General features: G+C 68.5%; 10 protein-coding genes. 2 read left to right on the top strand and 8 right to left on the bottom strand.

Annotated elements, in window-relative coordinates:
- Positions 1 to 72 precede the first annotated feature (72 nt).
- Both HMPREF3115_RS13590 and HMPREF3115_RS13585 read right to left on the bottom strand, forming a co-directional pair.
- Positions 73 to 1,566: an FAD-linked oxidase C-terminal domain-containing protein gene (locus HMPREF3115_RS13590; protein ID WP_006408365.1), complete on the bottom strand. Its 1,494-nt coding sequence runs from the start codon at positions 1,564 to 1,566 to the stop codon at positions 73 to 75.
- Positions 1,567 to 1,749: 183 nt separating this feature from the next.
- On the bottom strand, positions 1,750 to 3,159 hold the full coding sequence (locus HMPREF3115_RS13585; protein ID WP_070554744.1) for an FAD-binding oxidoreductase: 1,410 nt from the start codon (positions 3,157 to 3,159) through the stop codon (positions 1,750 to 1,752).
- Positions 3,160 to 3,413: 254 nt separating this feature from the next.
- On the opposite strand from HMPREF3115_RS13585, the gene HMPREF3115_RS13580 reads away from it, so the two are divergent.
- A complete protein-coding gene (locus tag HMPREF3115_RS13580; RefSeq protein WP_006401622.1) occupies positions 3,414 to 3,965 on the top strand; it encodes a cob(I)yrinic acid a,c-diamide adenosyltransferase in 552 nt (183 codons plus the stop codon).
- Between the two features lie 95 nt (positions 3,966 to 4,060).
- Complete coding sequence (gene hmpA / locus HMPREF3115_RS13575) at positions 4,061 to 5,269, top strand: NO-inducible flavohemoprotein (protein ID WP_053297611.1); 1,209 nt, start codon at positions 4,061 to 4,063, stop codon at positions 5,267 to 5,269.
- 78 nt (positions 5,270 to 5,347) lie between these two features.
- On the opposite strand, the gene HMPREF3115_RS13570 is transcribed toward hmpA, so the two are convergent.
- The 6 genes from HMPREF3115_RS13570 to HMPREF3115_RS13545 form a co-directional block, all read right to left on the bottom strand.
- A complete protein-coding gene (locus HMPREF3115_RS13570) occupies positions 5,348 to 5,737 on the bottom strand; it encodes a type II toxin-antitoxin system VapC family toxin (protein WP_065494231.1) in 390 nt (129 codons plus the stop codon).
- Complete coding sequence (locus tag HMPREF3115_RS13565; protein WP_006408369.1) at positions 5,734 to 6,003, bottom strand: type II toxin-antitoxin system Phd/YefM family antitoxin; 270 nt, start codon at positions 6,001 to 6,003, stop codon at positions 5,734 to 5,736. Before HMPREF3115_RS13565 ends, HMPREF3115_RS13570 begins: the two co-directional genes overlap by 4 nt.
- A 115-nt stretch (positions 6,004 to 6,118) precedes the next feature.
- Positions 6,119 to 7,192, bottom strand: a complete 1,074-nt coding sequence (gene aroG, locus HMPREF3115_RS13560) for a 3-deoxy-7-phosphoheptulonate synthase AroG (RefSeq protein ID WP_006401618.1) — start codon at positions 7,190 to 7,192, stop codon at positions 6,119 to 6,121.
- Positions 7,193 to 7,587: 395 nt separating this feature from the next.
- Positions 7,588 to 9,054: a metalloprotease TldD gene (gene tldD / locus HMPREF3115_RS13555; protein WP_006408370.1), complete on the bottom strand. Its 1,467-nt coding sequence runs from the start codon at positions 9,052 to 9,054 to the stop codon at positions 7,588 to 7,590.
- Between the two features lie 85 nt (positions 9,055 to 9,139).
- On the bottom strand, positions 9,140 to 9,967 hold the full coding sequence (locus HMPREF3115_RS13550) for a carbon-nitrogen hydrolase family protein (RefSeq protein ID WP_006409153.1): 828 nt from the start codon (positions 9,965 to 9,967) through the stop codon (positions 9,140 to 9,142).
- A gap of 51 nt (positions 9,968 to 10,018) precedes the next feature.
- Complete coding sequence (locus HMPREF3115_RS13545; protein WP_070554742.1) at positions 10,019 to 14,218, bottom strand: YhdP family protein; 4,200 nt, start codon at positions 14,216 to 14,218, stop codon at positions 10,019 to 10,021.
- Between the last annotated feature and the right edge of the window lie 118 nt (positions 14,219 to 14,336).

Below are 14,336 nucleotides of genomic sequence, written 5' to 3'. Positions count from 1 at the left end.
CGCCGCGCCATACCGCGCGGCCGCGCCGGGCGCTTCCTGAAGCCGGCCGGGCGGCGGCCGGCATGCGCGCGCCTAGAAGCGCGGCAGTTCGGGGTGCGGCAGCAGCCCGCCGCGCACGTGCTGGCGTCCGTATTCGGCGCAGCGTGCGCGTGTCGGAATGCCCTTGTCGGGATTGAGCAGCTCCGGCGGATCGAACGCACGCTTGACCGCGAAGAACGCGTCGCGCTCCTGCGGCGAGAACTGGACGCACATCGAGTTCAGTTTCTCGATGCCGACGCCGTGCTCGCCGGTCACGCTGCCGCCGAATTCGACGCAGCATTCGAGGATTTCCGCGCCGAACTGCTCGGCGCGATGGAGTTCGTCCGGATTGTTCGCGTTGTACAGAATCAGCGGATGCATGTTCCCGTCGCCGGCATGGAACACGTTGATGCAGCGCAAGCCGTAGCGCGTTTCGAGCTGTTCGATGCGCGCGAGCAGCGGGCCGATCGCGCGGCGCGGCACGGTGCCGTCCATGCAGTAATAGTCGGGCGAGATGCGTCCGGCGGCCGGAAACGCGTTCTTGCGGCCCGACCAGAAGCGCAGCCGCTCGCTTTCGTTGCGCGAGACCTGGATGCGCGTCGCGCCGTGCTCGCGCAGCACGGCCGTCATCCGCACGATTTCCTCGGCGACTTCTTCCGGCGTGCCGTCCGATTCGCATAGCAGGATCGCTTTCGCGTCGAGGTCGTAGCCGGCGTGCGTGAACGCCTCGACGGCCTGCGTCGCCGGCTTGTCCATCATCTCGAGGCCGGCCGGGATGATGCCGGACGCGATGATCGCGGCGACCGCCTCGCCGCCCTTGACGACGTCGTCGAAGCTCGCCATCACGAGCTGCGCCGCCTGCGGTTTCGGGATCAGCTTCACCGTCACTTCGGTGACGATCGCGAACATCCCTTCGCTGCCGATCATCACGGCGAGCAGGTCGAGGCCCGGCATGTCGAGCGCGAGCGAGCCGAATTCGACGATTTCGCCGTCGATCGTCACCGCGCGCACGCGCATCACGTTGTGCACGGTGAGTCCGTACTTGAGGCAATGGACGCCGCCCGAATTTTCCGCGACGTTGCCGCCGATCGTGCAGGCGATCTGCGACGACGGATCGGGCGCGTAGTACAGCCCGTACGGTGCGGCGGCTTCGGAGATCGCGAGATTGCGCACGCCGGGCTGGACGGTGGCGGTGCGCGCATACGGATCGACTTCGACGATGCGTGTGAAGCGCGCGAGCGACAGCACGACGCCGAGCGAGATCGGCAGCGCGCCGCCGGACAGGCTCGTGCCGGCACCGCGCGGCACGATCGGCACGTCCATGCGGCGGCAGATCTGCACGATGCGCTGCACTTGCGATTCGGTTTCGGGCAGTGCGACTGCGAGCGGCAGGCGGCGGTATGCCGACAGGCCGTCGCATTCGTACGGTGCGGTGTCTTCGTCGCGATACAGCAGGCAGTGCGTCGGCAGCACGGCCATCAGCGCCTGGACGACTTCGCGCTGGCGCTGCGCGCGCATCTGGGCGGACAGTTCGACAGGGGCGTTCATCGGGTCTCCTTTTGCGACGGGAGTTAGCGCTTTAGCGCTTACTCCCGTCCCAGGCAAAGCGCGGCTGGAGTTAGCGCTTCAGCGCTTACTCCAGCCCCAGGCAAAGCGCGACGGGAGTTAGCGCTTCAGCGCTTACTCCCGTCCCAGGCAAAGCGCGGCCGCGGCCGCCGCTTCGCCGCCGCATCAGCACGCGAAGATCTTGCCGGGGTTCATCAGGTTGCGCGGATCGAGCGCGAGCTTGATCGCGCGCATCGTGTCGATCGCGTTGTCGCCATGCTCCTTCGGCAGGAAGCGCATCTTGTGCAGCCCGACGCCGTGCTCGCCCGTACACGTGCCGCCGAGCCGCAGCGCACGCTCGACGATCCGGTCGTTGATGCGTTCGGCCTCGTCGATTTCTTCGGGCTTGTCGGGATCGATCAGGATCGCGACGTGGAAATTGCCGTCGCCGACGTGACCGACGATCGGGCACGGCAGCGACGACGCGCGCAGATCGGCCTCGGTTTCCTCGACGCAGGCGGCGAGTTGCGAGATCGGCACGCATACGTCGGTCGTCACCGCGCGGCAGCCGGGCTTCAGCTGCAGCATCGCGAAATACGCGTTATGGCGTGCGGACCAGAGCCGGCTGCGGTCTTCGGGCCGCGTCGCCCATTCGAAACCCTGGCCGTTGTTCTGGCCCGCGAGCGCCTGCACGAGCTCGGCCTGTTCCTTCACGCCGGCTTCCGTGCCGTGGAATTCGAAGAACAGCGTCGGCGCTTCGGCGAGCGTCAGGTTCGAATGGCGGTTGATCGAACGCACGGCAAGCGCGTCGACGAATTCGACGCGCGCGATCGGCACGCCGATCTGAATCGTCTCGATCACGGTGCGCACGGCGTCGCCCATCGTCGGGAACGTGCAGATCGCGGCCGATACGGCTTCCGGCAGCGGATGCAGCCGCAGCGTGATTTCGGTGATCACGCCGAGCGTGCCTTCGGAGCCGACGAACAGGCGCGTCAGATCGTAGCCGGCCGACGACTTGCGCGCGCGCGAGCCGGTCTTCACGACGCGGCCGTCGGCGAGCACCGCGGTGAGGCCGAGCACGTTCTCGCGCATCGTGCCGTAGCGCACGGCATTCGTGCCGGACGCGCGTGTCGCGGTCATCCCGCCGATGCTCGCGTCGGCGCCCGGATCGATCGGGAAAAACAGCCCCGTGTCGCGCAGCGCCTCGTTCAGCGCCTTGCGCGTAATGCCGGGCTCGACCGTGACGGTCAGGTCTTCCGCGTTGATCGACAGCACGCGGTTCATCTCGGACAGATCGAGCGACACGCCGCCGCGCACCGCGAGCAGATGACCTTCGAGCGACGAGCCGGCGCCGTACGGAATCAGCGGGACGCCGTAGAGCGCGCACTGCGACACGACTTCGCGGACGTCGTCGACGCTGTGCGCGAACACGACCGCGTCGGGCAGCTGCGGATCGAACGGCGATTCGTCGCGGCCGTGGTGTGCGCGCACGGCATCGGCGACCGAGACGCGCTCGCCGAACCTGGCGCGCAGCGCATCGAGCATGGCGGGGGGCAGGGGGCGGCGCGTGGCCGCCGGCGGGGCGGGGTAATTCACGAATGTCTCCTTTGTCGGGGCAGCGCACGGGCGCGTGCCGGCATCGTGCGCGGCGGCCGGCGGACGACGCCGGGCGCATGTCGCGCCGACCGGGTTCGCGGCGGCCGACCGTCCGAAAAAACGGGTCCCGCTTCGACGCGGTTTCGGCCCATTCTACGCTGGAACGCCTGCTGCGGCCGTCGCCGCGGGCTGCGATAATCGCGTTCCAACGCAACCGGGCCGCATCGCGGCCGCGCACCGGAGAGGACATTCGCATGGGCAACCGCTTGAGCAAGATCGCCACGCGCACCGGCGACGACGGCACCACCGGCCTCGGCGACGGCCGGCGCGTCGGCAAGGACGATGCGCGGATCGCCGCGATCGGCGACGTCGACGAACTGAATTCGAATCTCGGCGTGCTGCTCGCCGAAACGCTGCCCGACGACGTGCGCACGGCGCTCGTGACGATTCAGCACGATCTGTTCGATCTCGGCGGCGAGCTCTGCATCCCGGGCCATACGGTGATCGACGACACGCATCTCGCGCGGCTGGACCGCTGGCTCGCCGACTACAACGCGACGCTACCGCCGCTGAAGGAATTCATCCTGCCGGCCGGCTCGCGCGCGGCATCGCTCGCGCACGTGTGCCGGACCGTGTGCCGCCGCGCCGAGCGCTCGATCGTCGCGCTCGGCCGGCACGACGCACTCAACGACGCGCCGCGGCGCTACGTGAACCGGCTGTCGGATCTGCTGTTCGTGCTCGCGCGTGTGCTGAACCGCGCAGCCGGCGGCGCGGACGTGCTGTGGGAGCGCGGCCGCGTCCGGTAACGCAGCCGGCGCCTTTTTCCGCACTGCGACAATTTGTCCGTCCGGCCTGCGATTTTAAAGAGGTATCGTATCAGCATGTTTAACGGAGAACGAACATGACCCAGATCACCGCCGATCAGATGGCACGCGTGAAGGCGACCGCTCCCGTCCTCGCCGAACACGGCGCGACGATTACGAAGCACTTCTACCAGCGCATGTTCGCGCGCCATCCGGAGTTGAAGAACCTGTTCAACCAGACGCATCAGAAGACGGGCACGCAGCCCGAGACGCTCGCGAAGGCCGTCTATGCGTATGCGGCGAACATCGACAATCTGGGCGCGCTCGGCGGTGCGGTGTCGCGGATTTCGCACAAGCACGCGAGCCTGAACATTCGTCCCGAGCACTATCCGATCGTCGGCGAGAACTTGCTCGCGTCGATCGTCGAGGTGCTCGGCGACGCGGTCGACGCGGCTACGCTCGAAGCGTGGCGCGTCGCCTACGGCCAGCTCGCGCAAATCCTGATCGGCGCGGAGGCCGACCTGTACGCGGGTGCCGCCTGGAGCGGGTTCCGGCCGTTCCGCGTCGAGCGCAAGGTGCGCGAAAGCGACGAGATCACGTCGTTCTACCTGGTGCCGGCGGACGGCGGCGCGGCGCCGTCGTTCGAGCCGGGCCAGTACGTGACGGTGAAGCGCTTCGTCGGCGATCTCGGCGTCGATCAGCCGCGCCAGTACAGCCTGTCCGACGCGCCGAACGGCAAGTGGCTGCGCATCTCGGTGAAGCGCGAGTCGGGCAACGCCGAGGCGATTCCGGCCGGCAAGGTGTCGACGCTGATGCACGACGGCGTCGAAGCGGGTTCGATCGTCGAGGTGACGGCGCCGATGGGTGATTTCTCGCTGAGGCGCGACGCCGATACGCCTGTCGTGCTGATCTCGGGCGGCGTCGGCATCACGCCGATGATGTCGATGCTGTCGACGCTCGTCGCCGAAGGCAGTCGGCGCGACGTGCGGTTCGTCCACGCATGCCGGTCGGGCGCGGTGCACGCGTTCCGCGACTGGCTGAACGACACGGTGCGCCAGCACGCGAACGTGAAGCGTACGGTGCTGTACGAGCGGGTCGGACCGAACGAGCGCGTCGGCATCGATCACGACCTCGAAGGGCGTCTGACGCCCGAGCGCGTGAAGCAGTACGCGCTGGTGCCGGACGCCGACTACTACATCTGCGGCCCGATCGCGTTCATGAAGGCGCAGCGCGATGCGCTGGTCGCGCTGGGCGTCGCGCCGGAGCGCGTGAATACGGAGATTTTCGGTTCGGGGGCGCTCGAGTAACGCGTCACGCAGGCACTCGCGGCTGCTCATGAAAAAGCCCGGCGTATGCCGGGCTCTGGTTTTGGTGCATGGAGGACGTCAGGCGCGCAGCACGAGCGTGGCGTGATAGCGCCACAGCTTGGGATCTGCGCTGACGAGCGGCATACCTTCATGTAGCGCCTGCGCAACCATCACGCGGTCGAACGGATCGGCGTGATCCGGAAAATCGGGCAGCGCGGCAACGCCTTCGACGTGATCGCTGCTGATAGGCAGCTCCGCAAAGCCAGCAAGCCGGAACGCCGAACGGGCATCGCGCGGATGGACCGGCAGATTGCCTTTGCGGTATTTGATCGCGATTTCCCAGATGGATGCGGCACTGACGTACAGCGTGTTCTCGGGATGCTCGATCAACGCGGCCGCTGTTGTCGACAGTTGAGGCGCGCCCTCCGCCGCCCATAGCGCGATGTGCGTATCGAGCAGCAGCTTCATGGCGCAAGCCTTTGTTCCGAGCTGGCCTCGAAATCCGCGGCGATCGATTCGTCGGCGGCATTGAATGCCTCGACGGTTGTCGGGATGTTCAGCCCGGCAAGCAGCTGACGAGCTGCGCCGATCCGCTTCGGCGCAGCATAAGGAACGATCCGGGCCACGGGATGACCATTCCGGGCGATCACGACCTCGGTTTCGCGCCCGGATTCCAGCGCTTCGACCAGGCTGGAGAGCCGCGACTTGGCATCGTGCATGTTAACCGTCGACATGGTCGCCTCCTCGGTTAGCTAGAGAATGTTAGCTAGTCTAGCAGAGCGAGGCGATCACCGCGCGCTGGCCGCATGGCCGAGGCGCCACGGGACGATCGCGCTGCTTGCCGCCCCGTCAGTTTCCGCTGCCGCTCGCGACGCGGCGCGCCTTCACCGATTCCGCCAGCCCTTCGAGCACCTTCACGCTGTCTTCCCAGTTGATGCAGGCGTCGGTGATGCTCTGGCCGTACGTCAGTTCGCAGCCTTCCTTCAGATCCTGACGGCCTTCGACGAGGTGCGACTCGATCATCACGCCGACGATGCGCGAGTCGCCGGCCGCGACCTGGCGGCCGATGTCCGCGCATACCGGAATCTGGTTCTCGTGCTTTTTCGAGCTATTGGCGTGGCTCGCGTCGATCATCAGGCGCGCGGCGAGGCCGGCCTTGCCGATGTCCGCGCACGCGGCGTTCACGCTGTCCGCGTCGTAGTTCGGCGCCTTGCCGCCGCGCAGGATCACGTGGCAGTCCTCGTTGCCGGCCGTCGACACGATCGCCGAGTGGCCGCCCTTCGTCACCGACAGGAAGTGGTGCGGCTGCGATGCGGCCTTGATCGCATCGACTGCGATCTTCACGTTGCCGTCCGTGCCGTTCTTGAAGCCGACCGGGCACGACAGCCCCGACGCCAGCTCGCGGTGCACTTGCGACTCGGTCGTGCGCGCGCCGATCGCGCCCCACGAGATCAGGTCGGCAATGTACTGCGGGCTGATCATGTCGAGGTATTCGGTGCCGGCCGGCAGCCCCATCTCGTTGATCTGCAGTAGCAGTTCGCGCGCGGTGCGCAGCCCTTCGTTGATCTTGAAGCTGTTGTCGAGATGCGGGTCGTTGATCAGCCCCTTCCAGCCGACCGTCGTGCGCGGCTTCTCGAAGTACACGCGCATCACGATTTCGAGTTCGCCCTTGAAGCGCTCGCGCTCCTTCACGAGCCGGCCCGCGTATTCGAGCGCCGCCTTCGTATCGTGGATCGAGCACGGCCCGATCACGACGATCAGACGGTCGTCCATGCCGTGCAGGATCCGGTGCATTGCCTGCCGCGCGTTGTAGATCAGCTCGGACGCCGCTTCGGAGCAGGCGAACTCGCGGATCAGGTGAGCGGGCGGCGTCAGTTCCTTGAGTTCGCGGATGCGGACGTCGTCGGTATTGTGCGGGGGCATGCTGTTTCTCCTAGCTTTTGGGGGCGCCGTTCGGTCAGTGTGCGTGCGGCAGATTCGTCGATTCGGGTGGTGCGGTGTGTCGTTCGGGCTGCAGGGCGGCCGTCGCGACGACGGCTGGCGAAGGGCGAAAAAAAACCGCCGGGTTCGCCGGCGGTTTTTTCGGGAATTTCGGTTGCGCTTTGCGCGCCATCAACCCTCTCGATCCGCCAGCGGTCTGAGATACCAAAAAAAGTAAAAGTAAAACTTGGCGGACATGACGGAGATTCGGTTCGTCGAAAAAGTCGATTCGGAATTTATACCCGGTCGCCGTGCCGCTGGCAACCGGGGTGCGTCAAAAATGCGGATAATCCGCGCGTTCGGTCAAAAATTCGCGGATTGTCTGCGTGGCGATGCGGTTATGCCGTACCGCCGACCGTCATCTTGTCGATGCGCAGGGTCGGCTGGCCAACGCCGACCGGCACGCTCTGGCCTTCCTTGCCGCATACGCCGACGCCCGTGTCGAGCGACATGTCGTTGCCGATCATGCTCACGTACTTCAGCGATTCGGGGCCGCTGCCGATCAGCGTCGCGCCCTTGACCGGATACGTGATCTTGCCGTTCTCGATCATGTACGCCTCGGACGCCGAGAACACGAACTTGCCGTTCGTGATGTCGACCTGGCCGCCGCCGAAGTTCACCGCGTAGAGACCGTTCTTCACCGACGCGATGATTTCCTGCGGATCCTTGTCGCCGTTGAGCATGTAGGTATTCGTCATGCGCGGCATCGGCAGGGCCGCATACGATTCGCGGCGCGCGTTGCCCGTGACCGGCATCTTCATCAGGCGCGCGTTCAGCGTGTCCTGGATGTAGCCCTTCAGGATCCCGTCCTCGATCAGCGTCGTGCACTGCGTGGGGTTGCCTTCGTCGTCGATATTGAGCGACCCGCGACGGTTCGGCAGCGTGCCGTCGTCGACGACCGTCACGCCCTTCGCGGCGACCTGCTCGCCGATGCGGCCCGCGAACGCGGACGAACCCTTGCGGTTGAAGTCGCCCTCGAGACCGTGGCCGATCGCCTCGTGCAGCAGCACGCCGGGCCAGCCCGGCCCGAGCACGACCGTCATCGCGCCGGCCGGCGCGGGGCGCGCGTCGAGGTTCACGAGCGCGGCGTGCACCGCGTCGTCGACGTAGCGCGACAGCACGTCGTCGGTGAAGTAGCCGTAGTCGAAGCGGCCGCCGCCGCCGCCGGTGCCGATTTCGCGGCGACCGTTCTGCTCGGCGATGACCGTGACCGAGACGCGCACGAGCGGGCGGATGTCGGCCGCCAGTGCGCCGTCGCTGCGCGCGACGAGCACGACGTCGTATTCGCCGGCGAGGCCCGCCATGACCTGCGTGATGCGCGGGTCGCGGCTGCGCGCCATCTGCTCGACGCGTTCGAGCAGCTTCACCTTGGCCGTCGCGTCGAGCGACGCGAGCGGATCGGACGGCAGATAGAGGTCGCGGCCCGAGATGCCTTTCAACGACGTCGCCGCCTTCACCTTCTGGCGGCCGCCGCCCGCGGCCGCGATCGCCTTCGTCGCCGCGGCGGCCTGCGCGATCGCTTCCGGCGACAGGTCGTCCGAATACGCGAACGCGGTGCGGTCGCCCGCCACCGCGCGCACGCCGACGCCCTGGTCGATGCTGAAGCTGCCCGACTTCACGATGCCTTCCTCGAGGCTCCACGCCTCGCTGCGCGTCGCCTGGAAGTACAGATCCGCGTAGTCGACGCGGTGCGTGAAGATGTCCGCGATCGTGCGCGTGAGCAGGCTCTCGTCGAGGCCGTACGGCGTCAGCAGGATGTCCTTCGCCAGCGCCAGGTTGCGGATGCCGGGTTCGATGATGTTCATGCGGGTATCGGGTGCTCTCAAAAAGTTGTCGGATGCGTATCGCGCAGATGGGTGGGCCGCGCGGCGTTTCAAGCGGGCCGGCCGCTCAGGTCAGTACGCGGTGCCGCCACGCGGGCAGGCTCTGGCGCACGTCGGCAATGCGCTGCGGCTCGAGCGTGCCGCTTACGACGCTCGCGCCTTCGTCGCGCACCGCGACGATCTCGCCCCACGGGTCGATCAGCATGCTGTGGCCCCAGGTGCGCCGGCCGTTCTCGTGCTTGCCGCCCTGTGCGGCCGCGAGCACGTAGCACTGGTTCTCGACCGCCCGCGCGCGCAGCAGCGTCTCCCAGTGCGCGCGGCCCGTCGTATACGTAAACGCCGACGGCACGACGATCAGCGCGCAATCGCCCATCCTGCGATACAGCTCCGGAAAGCGCAGATCGTAACAGACCGACAGCCCGACCCGGCCGAACGGCGCGTCGAACGTGACGACCGTCTCGCCCGGGCGAATCGTGCGCGCCTCGTCGAACGACTCGTCGCCTTTCTCGAAGTTGAACAGATGGATCTTGTCGTAGCGCGCCGCCTCGTTGCCCGACGGATCGAACACGAGCGTCGTGTTCAGCACGCGCTGCGGTTCCGGCGCCTTCAGCGGCAGCGTGCCGCCGATGACCCATACGCGGTGGCGGCGCGCGGCATCGGCGAGGAATTGCTGGATCGGGCCGTCGCCGTACGGCTCGGCGAGCGCGAGCTTGTCGGTGTCGCGCTGACCCATGAAGCAGAAATACTCGGGCAGCAGCACGAGCTGCGCGCCTTCGTCGGCGGCTTCCGCGATCAGGCGGCGCGCTTCGGCGAGATTGCGTCCGACGTCGGTCGTGCTGACCATCTGCAAGGCGGCAACACGGAACGGCGCGGCGGAAGGGGCGGAATCGGTCATCGCGAAATCGGTGGCGTCATAAATGGGGTGCGGCCCGGCGGCGAAGGCGGCTCAGTGGCCGGGCGCCTCGGCCGCATCGCGATTCATCTTACCCTGATCGCCCCGCACCCGCTCGATGTGCGGATGCGCCCACGATCCGGTGATCGCGTAGTCGAGCGCGAACGCGTGCTGCAGCGTCTGCGACAGCGCGAAGTCGGCGGCCAGCACACCGACGCCGAGCAGCGGATTGATCACCGCCGCCGCGATCGCGGCCGCACCCGCGCCGACCTTCGGCGCGACGTGCGCATGGAGATCCTGCGTCTCGGTGCCGAGATCGACGGCGCCGCGCACCGTCACGTTCGCCGGTGCGGTCGTCATCGCGAAATCGTCGGTGCGTGCGATGCCGTTCGAAACGCGGGCGGTGCCGGTGATCTTGTCGAACGGCAGCCCCTTGCCGATCACGTCGCGGAAATTCAGCGTCAGGAAGCGCGCGAGGCTCTGCAGGCTCAGCACGCCGAGCAGCTTCGCGGCGCCCGGATCGACCTTCAGGATTTGCCCGTGCTCGAGGTCGAGCGCGATCTGGCCGTTCAGCGACGGCAGGTCGACCGCGGTCGGGCCGCCGCGCCAGCCGACCTTGCCGGTCACCGAACCCTGGCCCTTCGCGAGCGTACGCGGCAGGCCGACGCGATCGAGCAGCGCGCCCGCATCGTCGACGTCGAGCCGGAAGTCGAACACCGACCGCCGCGGCGCCTCGCTTTCGTCGACGCCGCGCGCGAGCGCGCGCCGCGACGTGCGCCAGTTGCCCGTCGCGCTCAGTTTCGCGTCCGGGTTCGTCAGCGTGAGGCGGTCGAGCTGCCAGACCGGCGTGCCGTTCTCATCGACGTTGCGTGCATTGACGACGAGGCGGCCGATGTCGTGGTTGCGCGCGACGACCTGGTCGACGATCACGTCGACCGACGGCATCGCCCGATCGGTCGGTGTCGGCAGGTTCATCGCGCGGCCGACGAGATCGTGCTGCGCGCTGTCGGGAATCACGAGCTTCGCGAGCCGTGCGTTGAGCACACCCGCGCCGTTGTGGCCGCCGCCCGGCGCCCACGACAGGTAGCCCGACACCTGGTTCGACGCGATGTTGGCCTGCCACAGATCGTCGACGTGCGACGCGCCGACGATCACGTTTTCCCAGTTGCGCTTGAGCAGCGTCAGCGTGCCGAAGTGGAGCGCAAAGCGCTTCGGCGCGAAGCTCGCGACATCGACGCGCGACGCCGCCGGCGGCTGCGTCGCGCGCGGCGTCTCGGCGCGCAGGGTACGCGCCAGCGCGATCCAGGCGTCCGCGTCGAAGGCGTCGACGTCGACCGCCGCGCTGACGCCTTCCTGCGGCATGTCGGGCATGCGGTGGATGCCCATCGCGCCGCGCACGGCACGCAGCGGCGCGCCGCGCGTCGCATCGAGCAGATAGGTCGCCGACACGGGGCCGAGCGTCAGGTCCGCGTGCTCGAGGCGCGTGCCGTCGGTCTGCGGCGCCGGCTGTAGCGTGAAGCGGAACGGCATCGTCGTGCCGGCCGGCTTCGCGAACGGCGCGGGAAAGTTCAGCGCGACGCCGGTCAGATCCGATTGCGCGGCGATGTCCGGCAGGCGCCCCGGTGCGCCGCGCACCGCGATCCGGTACGGCGCGTCGCCGCTCACGTGTTCGAGCAGCGCCGCCGCGGCGCCGCGCAGATTCAGCCCGCGCGCGGTGTCGAGCGCGAGCTTGCCGTCGACGTCGACGGCGTACGGCCCGTGCGACTGGAAGCGGCCGTTCGCGTGCACCGGGCCGCCGAGGAAGCGGCCCGACAGTGCATGCAGCGACGCGCCGGTTTCGGTGAAGCGCACCTGCCCGCGCAGCGCGGACAGCGGCGGCACGCCGTCCGCCGACAGCGTGTTGCCGCCGAACGCGAGCGCGCCTTCGATCCGCGTATGCGGATGCGCGACGTGCTGCGGAATCGTGAGCTTCAGCGCGAGCGACGCCGGCCCCTGCGCGTCGATGCGCGCGCCGACGCGATCGCTCATCGCGCCCAGCGAGCTGTTGTCCGCGTAATCGATCAGGTCGGCGAGCGGTCCTTGCGCGTGGCCTTCGATGACGAGCGGCGAGTCGCTCGGGTGGCCGAGATCGTCGATGCGGCCGGCGACCTTCGTCACCGCGACACGCTTGTAATGCGCGCGGTCGATGTCGAAGCGCAGCTTGTTCTGCGCGAGCTCGAACACGCCGTCGATGCCGTCGAGCGCGGGCCACACGCTCGGCGTGCCGTTCGCGAGCGTGCGCGGCGGGTACGGCGTCGGCTCGAAGCGGCCGCCCGTAAACGGCGCGACGATCCGGAACACGCCGGCTGTCGGCTCATGCTGAAACGGAAACTTGTCGAGCGGGCCGCGCGCGACGATCGACGCGCCCTTCGTCACGCGGCCGTCCTGCAGCGCGTGGCCGAGATAGGCACGCAGGTGATCGGACATCCCCGTCGGCAGATAGCGCGGAATCCGGGCGACCGACGCGCGCGCGAAATCGGCGCGCAGGTCGAGCGAGCCGCGGCCGTGCCCCGGATTCGTGTAGGTGCCCGATACCGCGATCTCGGCGTCGGGGTTCGCGACGAACAGATCGGGCACATTCACGTCGACGCGCGCGTGCTTTTCGCCGGGCGCCGGCGTGATGGTCCAGTTCGCGCGGCCGCGCAGCTTGTCGAACGTGAGCCGCGGCTCGTCGAACTCGCCGGGCACCGTGACGGCCGCGTCGACCGTGTCGAACTCGGCGGTGCCGCCCGTCTCGCTCGCGTCGACGCGGCCCCACAGGTTCTCGACGCCCGGCAGGCCGGCACGCGGGTGGCCGCGCGCCGACAGCCCCGGCGGCGGCTCCTGCGCCGCGAAGCTGATGCCCTGCAGATCGCCGAGGAACCGGTAGCGCACGATCGGCGCGGCGCCCATGCGGCGCTCCTCGTCGGCGAGGTCGGCGCGCGCGGGCTTCGCACGTTCGACTTCGATGTGATAGTTCGACATCATCCCGCGCGGGTCGATCTTGACGAGCTCGTTGCGCAGCCGCGCGGGCAGCGGCAGCCCGCGGATGAATTCGCTGAGGATGCCGAGATCGACGCGATCGCCGACGACGCTGAGCAGCTGGCCCTGATCGGCCGTCGGCACGCGATAGCGCGCCTTCAGCGTCGACAGCGCGAGCGAACGCGCGAGCGGCGTGCCGTCGGGCAGCGGCGGCTGGCCCAGTTCCGCGTTGAAGTGCGTCAGATGCAGCGTGTAGTCGCGGCCCGGATCGAGCGCGAGATCCCAGCGGAAGCCGACCGTCGGCACGTCGAGGCGCGGCTGCGTCGGCCGCACGCGCAGCGCGACGTCGGCGCCCTGCAGGTCGCCCCCTGCCGAGCGCAGCCGGCCGTTGCTGAAGGTCGCCCAGATCGCGTTGTCGATCCGGCCGGCATGGATCGTGAGCGGCATGTCGACATAGCGCGCGAGCGTCTGCAGATCGACGGGGCCCGTCGACAGATAGGCGTTGCCCGTCCAGTTCGAGGGCTTGCCGATCGGCGCGAGCGCCTTGTGCGTGAAGCGCGCGCGGAAATCGAGCGGGCCGAGCAGCAGCGTGCCGTTCGCGGGCGCCTGCAGCGCGGCCTTGTGCAGGCGGCCGTCGTTGAGCACCGCGAGCCGGATGCCGGACAGCGCGAGTTCCGGCGCGTCGTGCTGCGCGTCGCGCCAGCGCAGCGTGCCGCCGCGCAGCACGATCGCTTCCTGCTTCAGCAGCCAGGTGCCGAACGTGTCGTTGCCGCCGTGCGCGGACGCGACGCCGACGCCCGCGATGCTCAGCGAGCCGTCCGCCGCGCGCGCGACGACGAGGTCCGGCTCATCGACGATCAGGCTCGACAGCGCGGGCGACAGCCGCAGCAGCGACATCCACGACAGCGCAGCCGTCGCGTGCGGTACCGACAGCGCGACCTGACCGTCGCGGCCGCGGATCGTCAGACGGGTGACTTCGACGCCCGGCTGCATGCCGGACCAGTGCGGCGACAGCTTGCCGATCGACAGTTGTGCGTGGAGCTTGTCGGACACCGCGCGCTCGATGCGCGGGCGGAATTCGTCGATGCGCGGCAGCAGCACGTAGCGCAGCCCGAGGAACGTGCCGCACGCGACGAAGTACGTGCCGATCGCGACCGCCAGCGTCACCTTGAACACGCGACGCAGCACCGGATGATCGTGCTTCGGAGTGGCCGCTTCGGGCGCTGCTGCGGCGGATTCCTGACGGTCGGACATGCGGCGGACGGGCGGCGATATGGTAGTTTTGCAGACTGACGTTGAAATGTATCACACGGGTTCGTGCCGGCGGCCGCCAGGCGGCGCGGCGCGGGCCTCCCGGCGCGCGGCGTCGCAC

The organism is Burkholderia sp. HMSC10F09 (genome assembly GCF_001806955.1).
GTDB lineage: Bacteria > Pseudomonadota > Gammaproteobacteria > Burkholderiales > Burkholderiaceae > Burkholderia > Burkholderia multivorans.
This window is presented reverse-complemented; position numbering and strand designations above follow the sequence as displayed.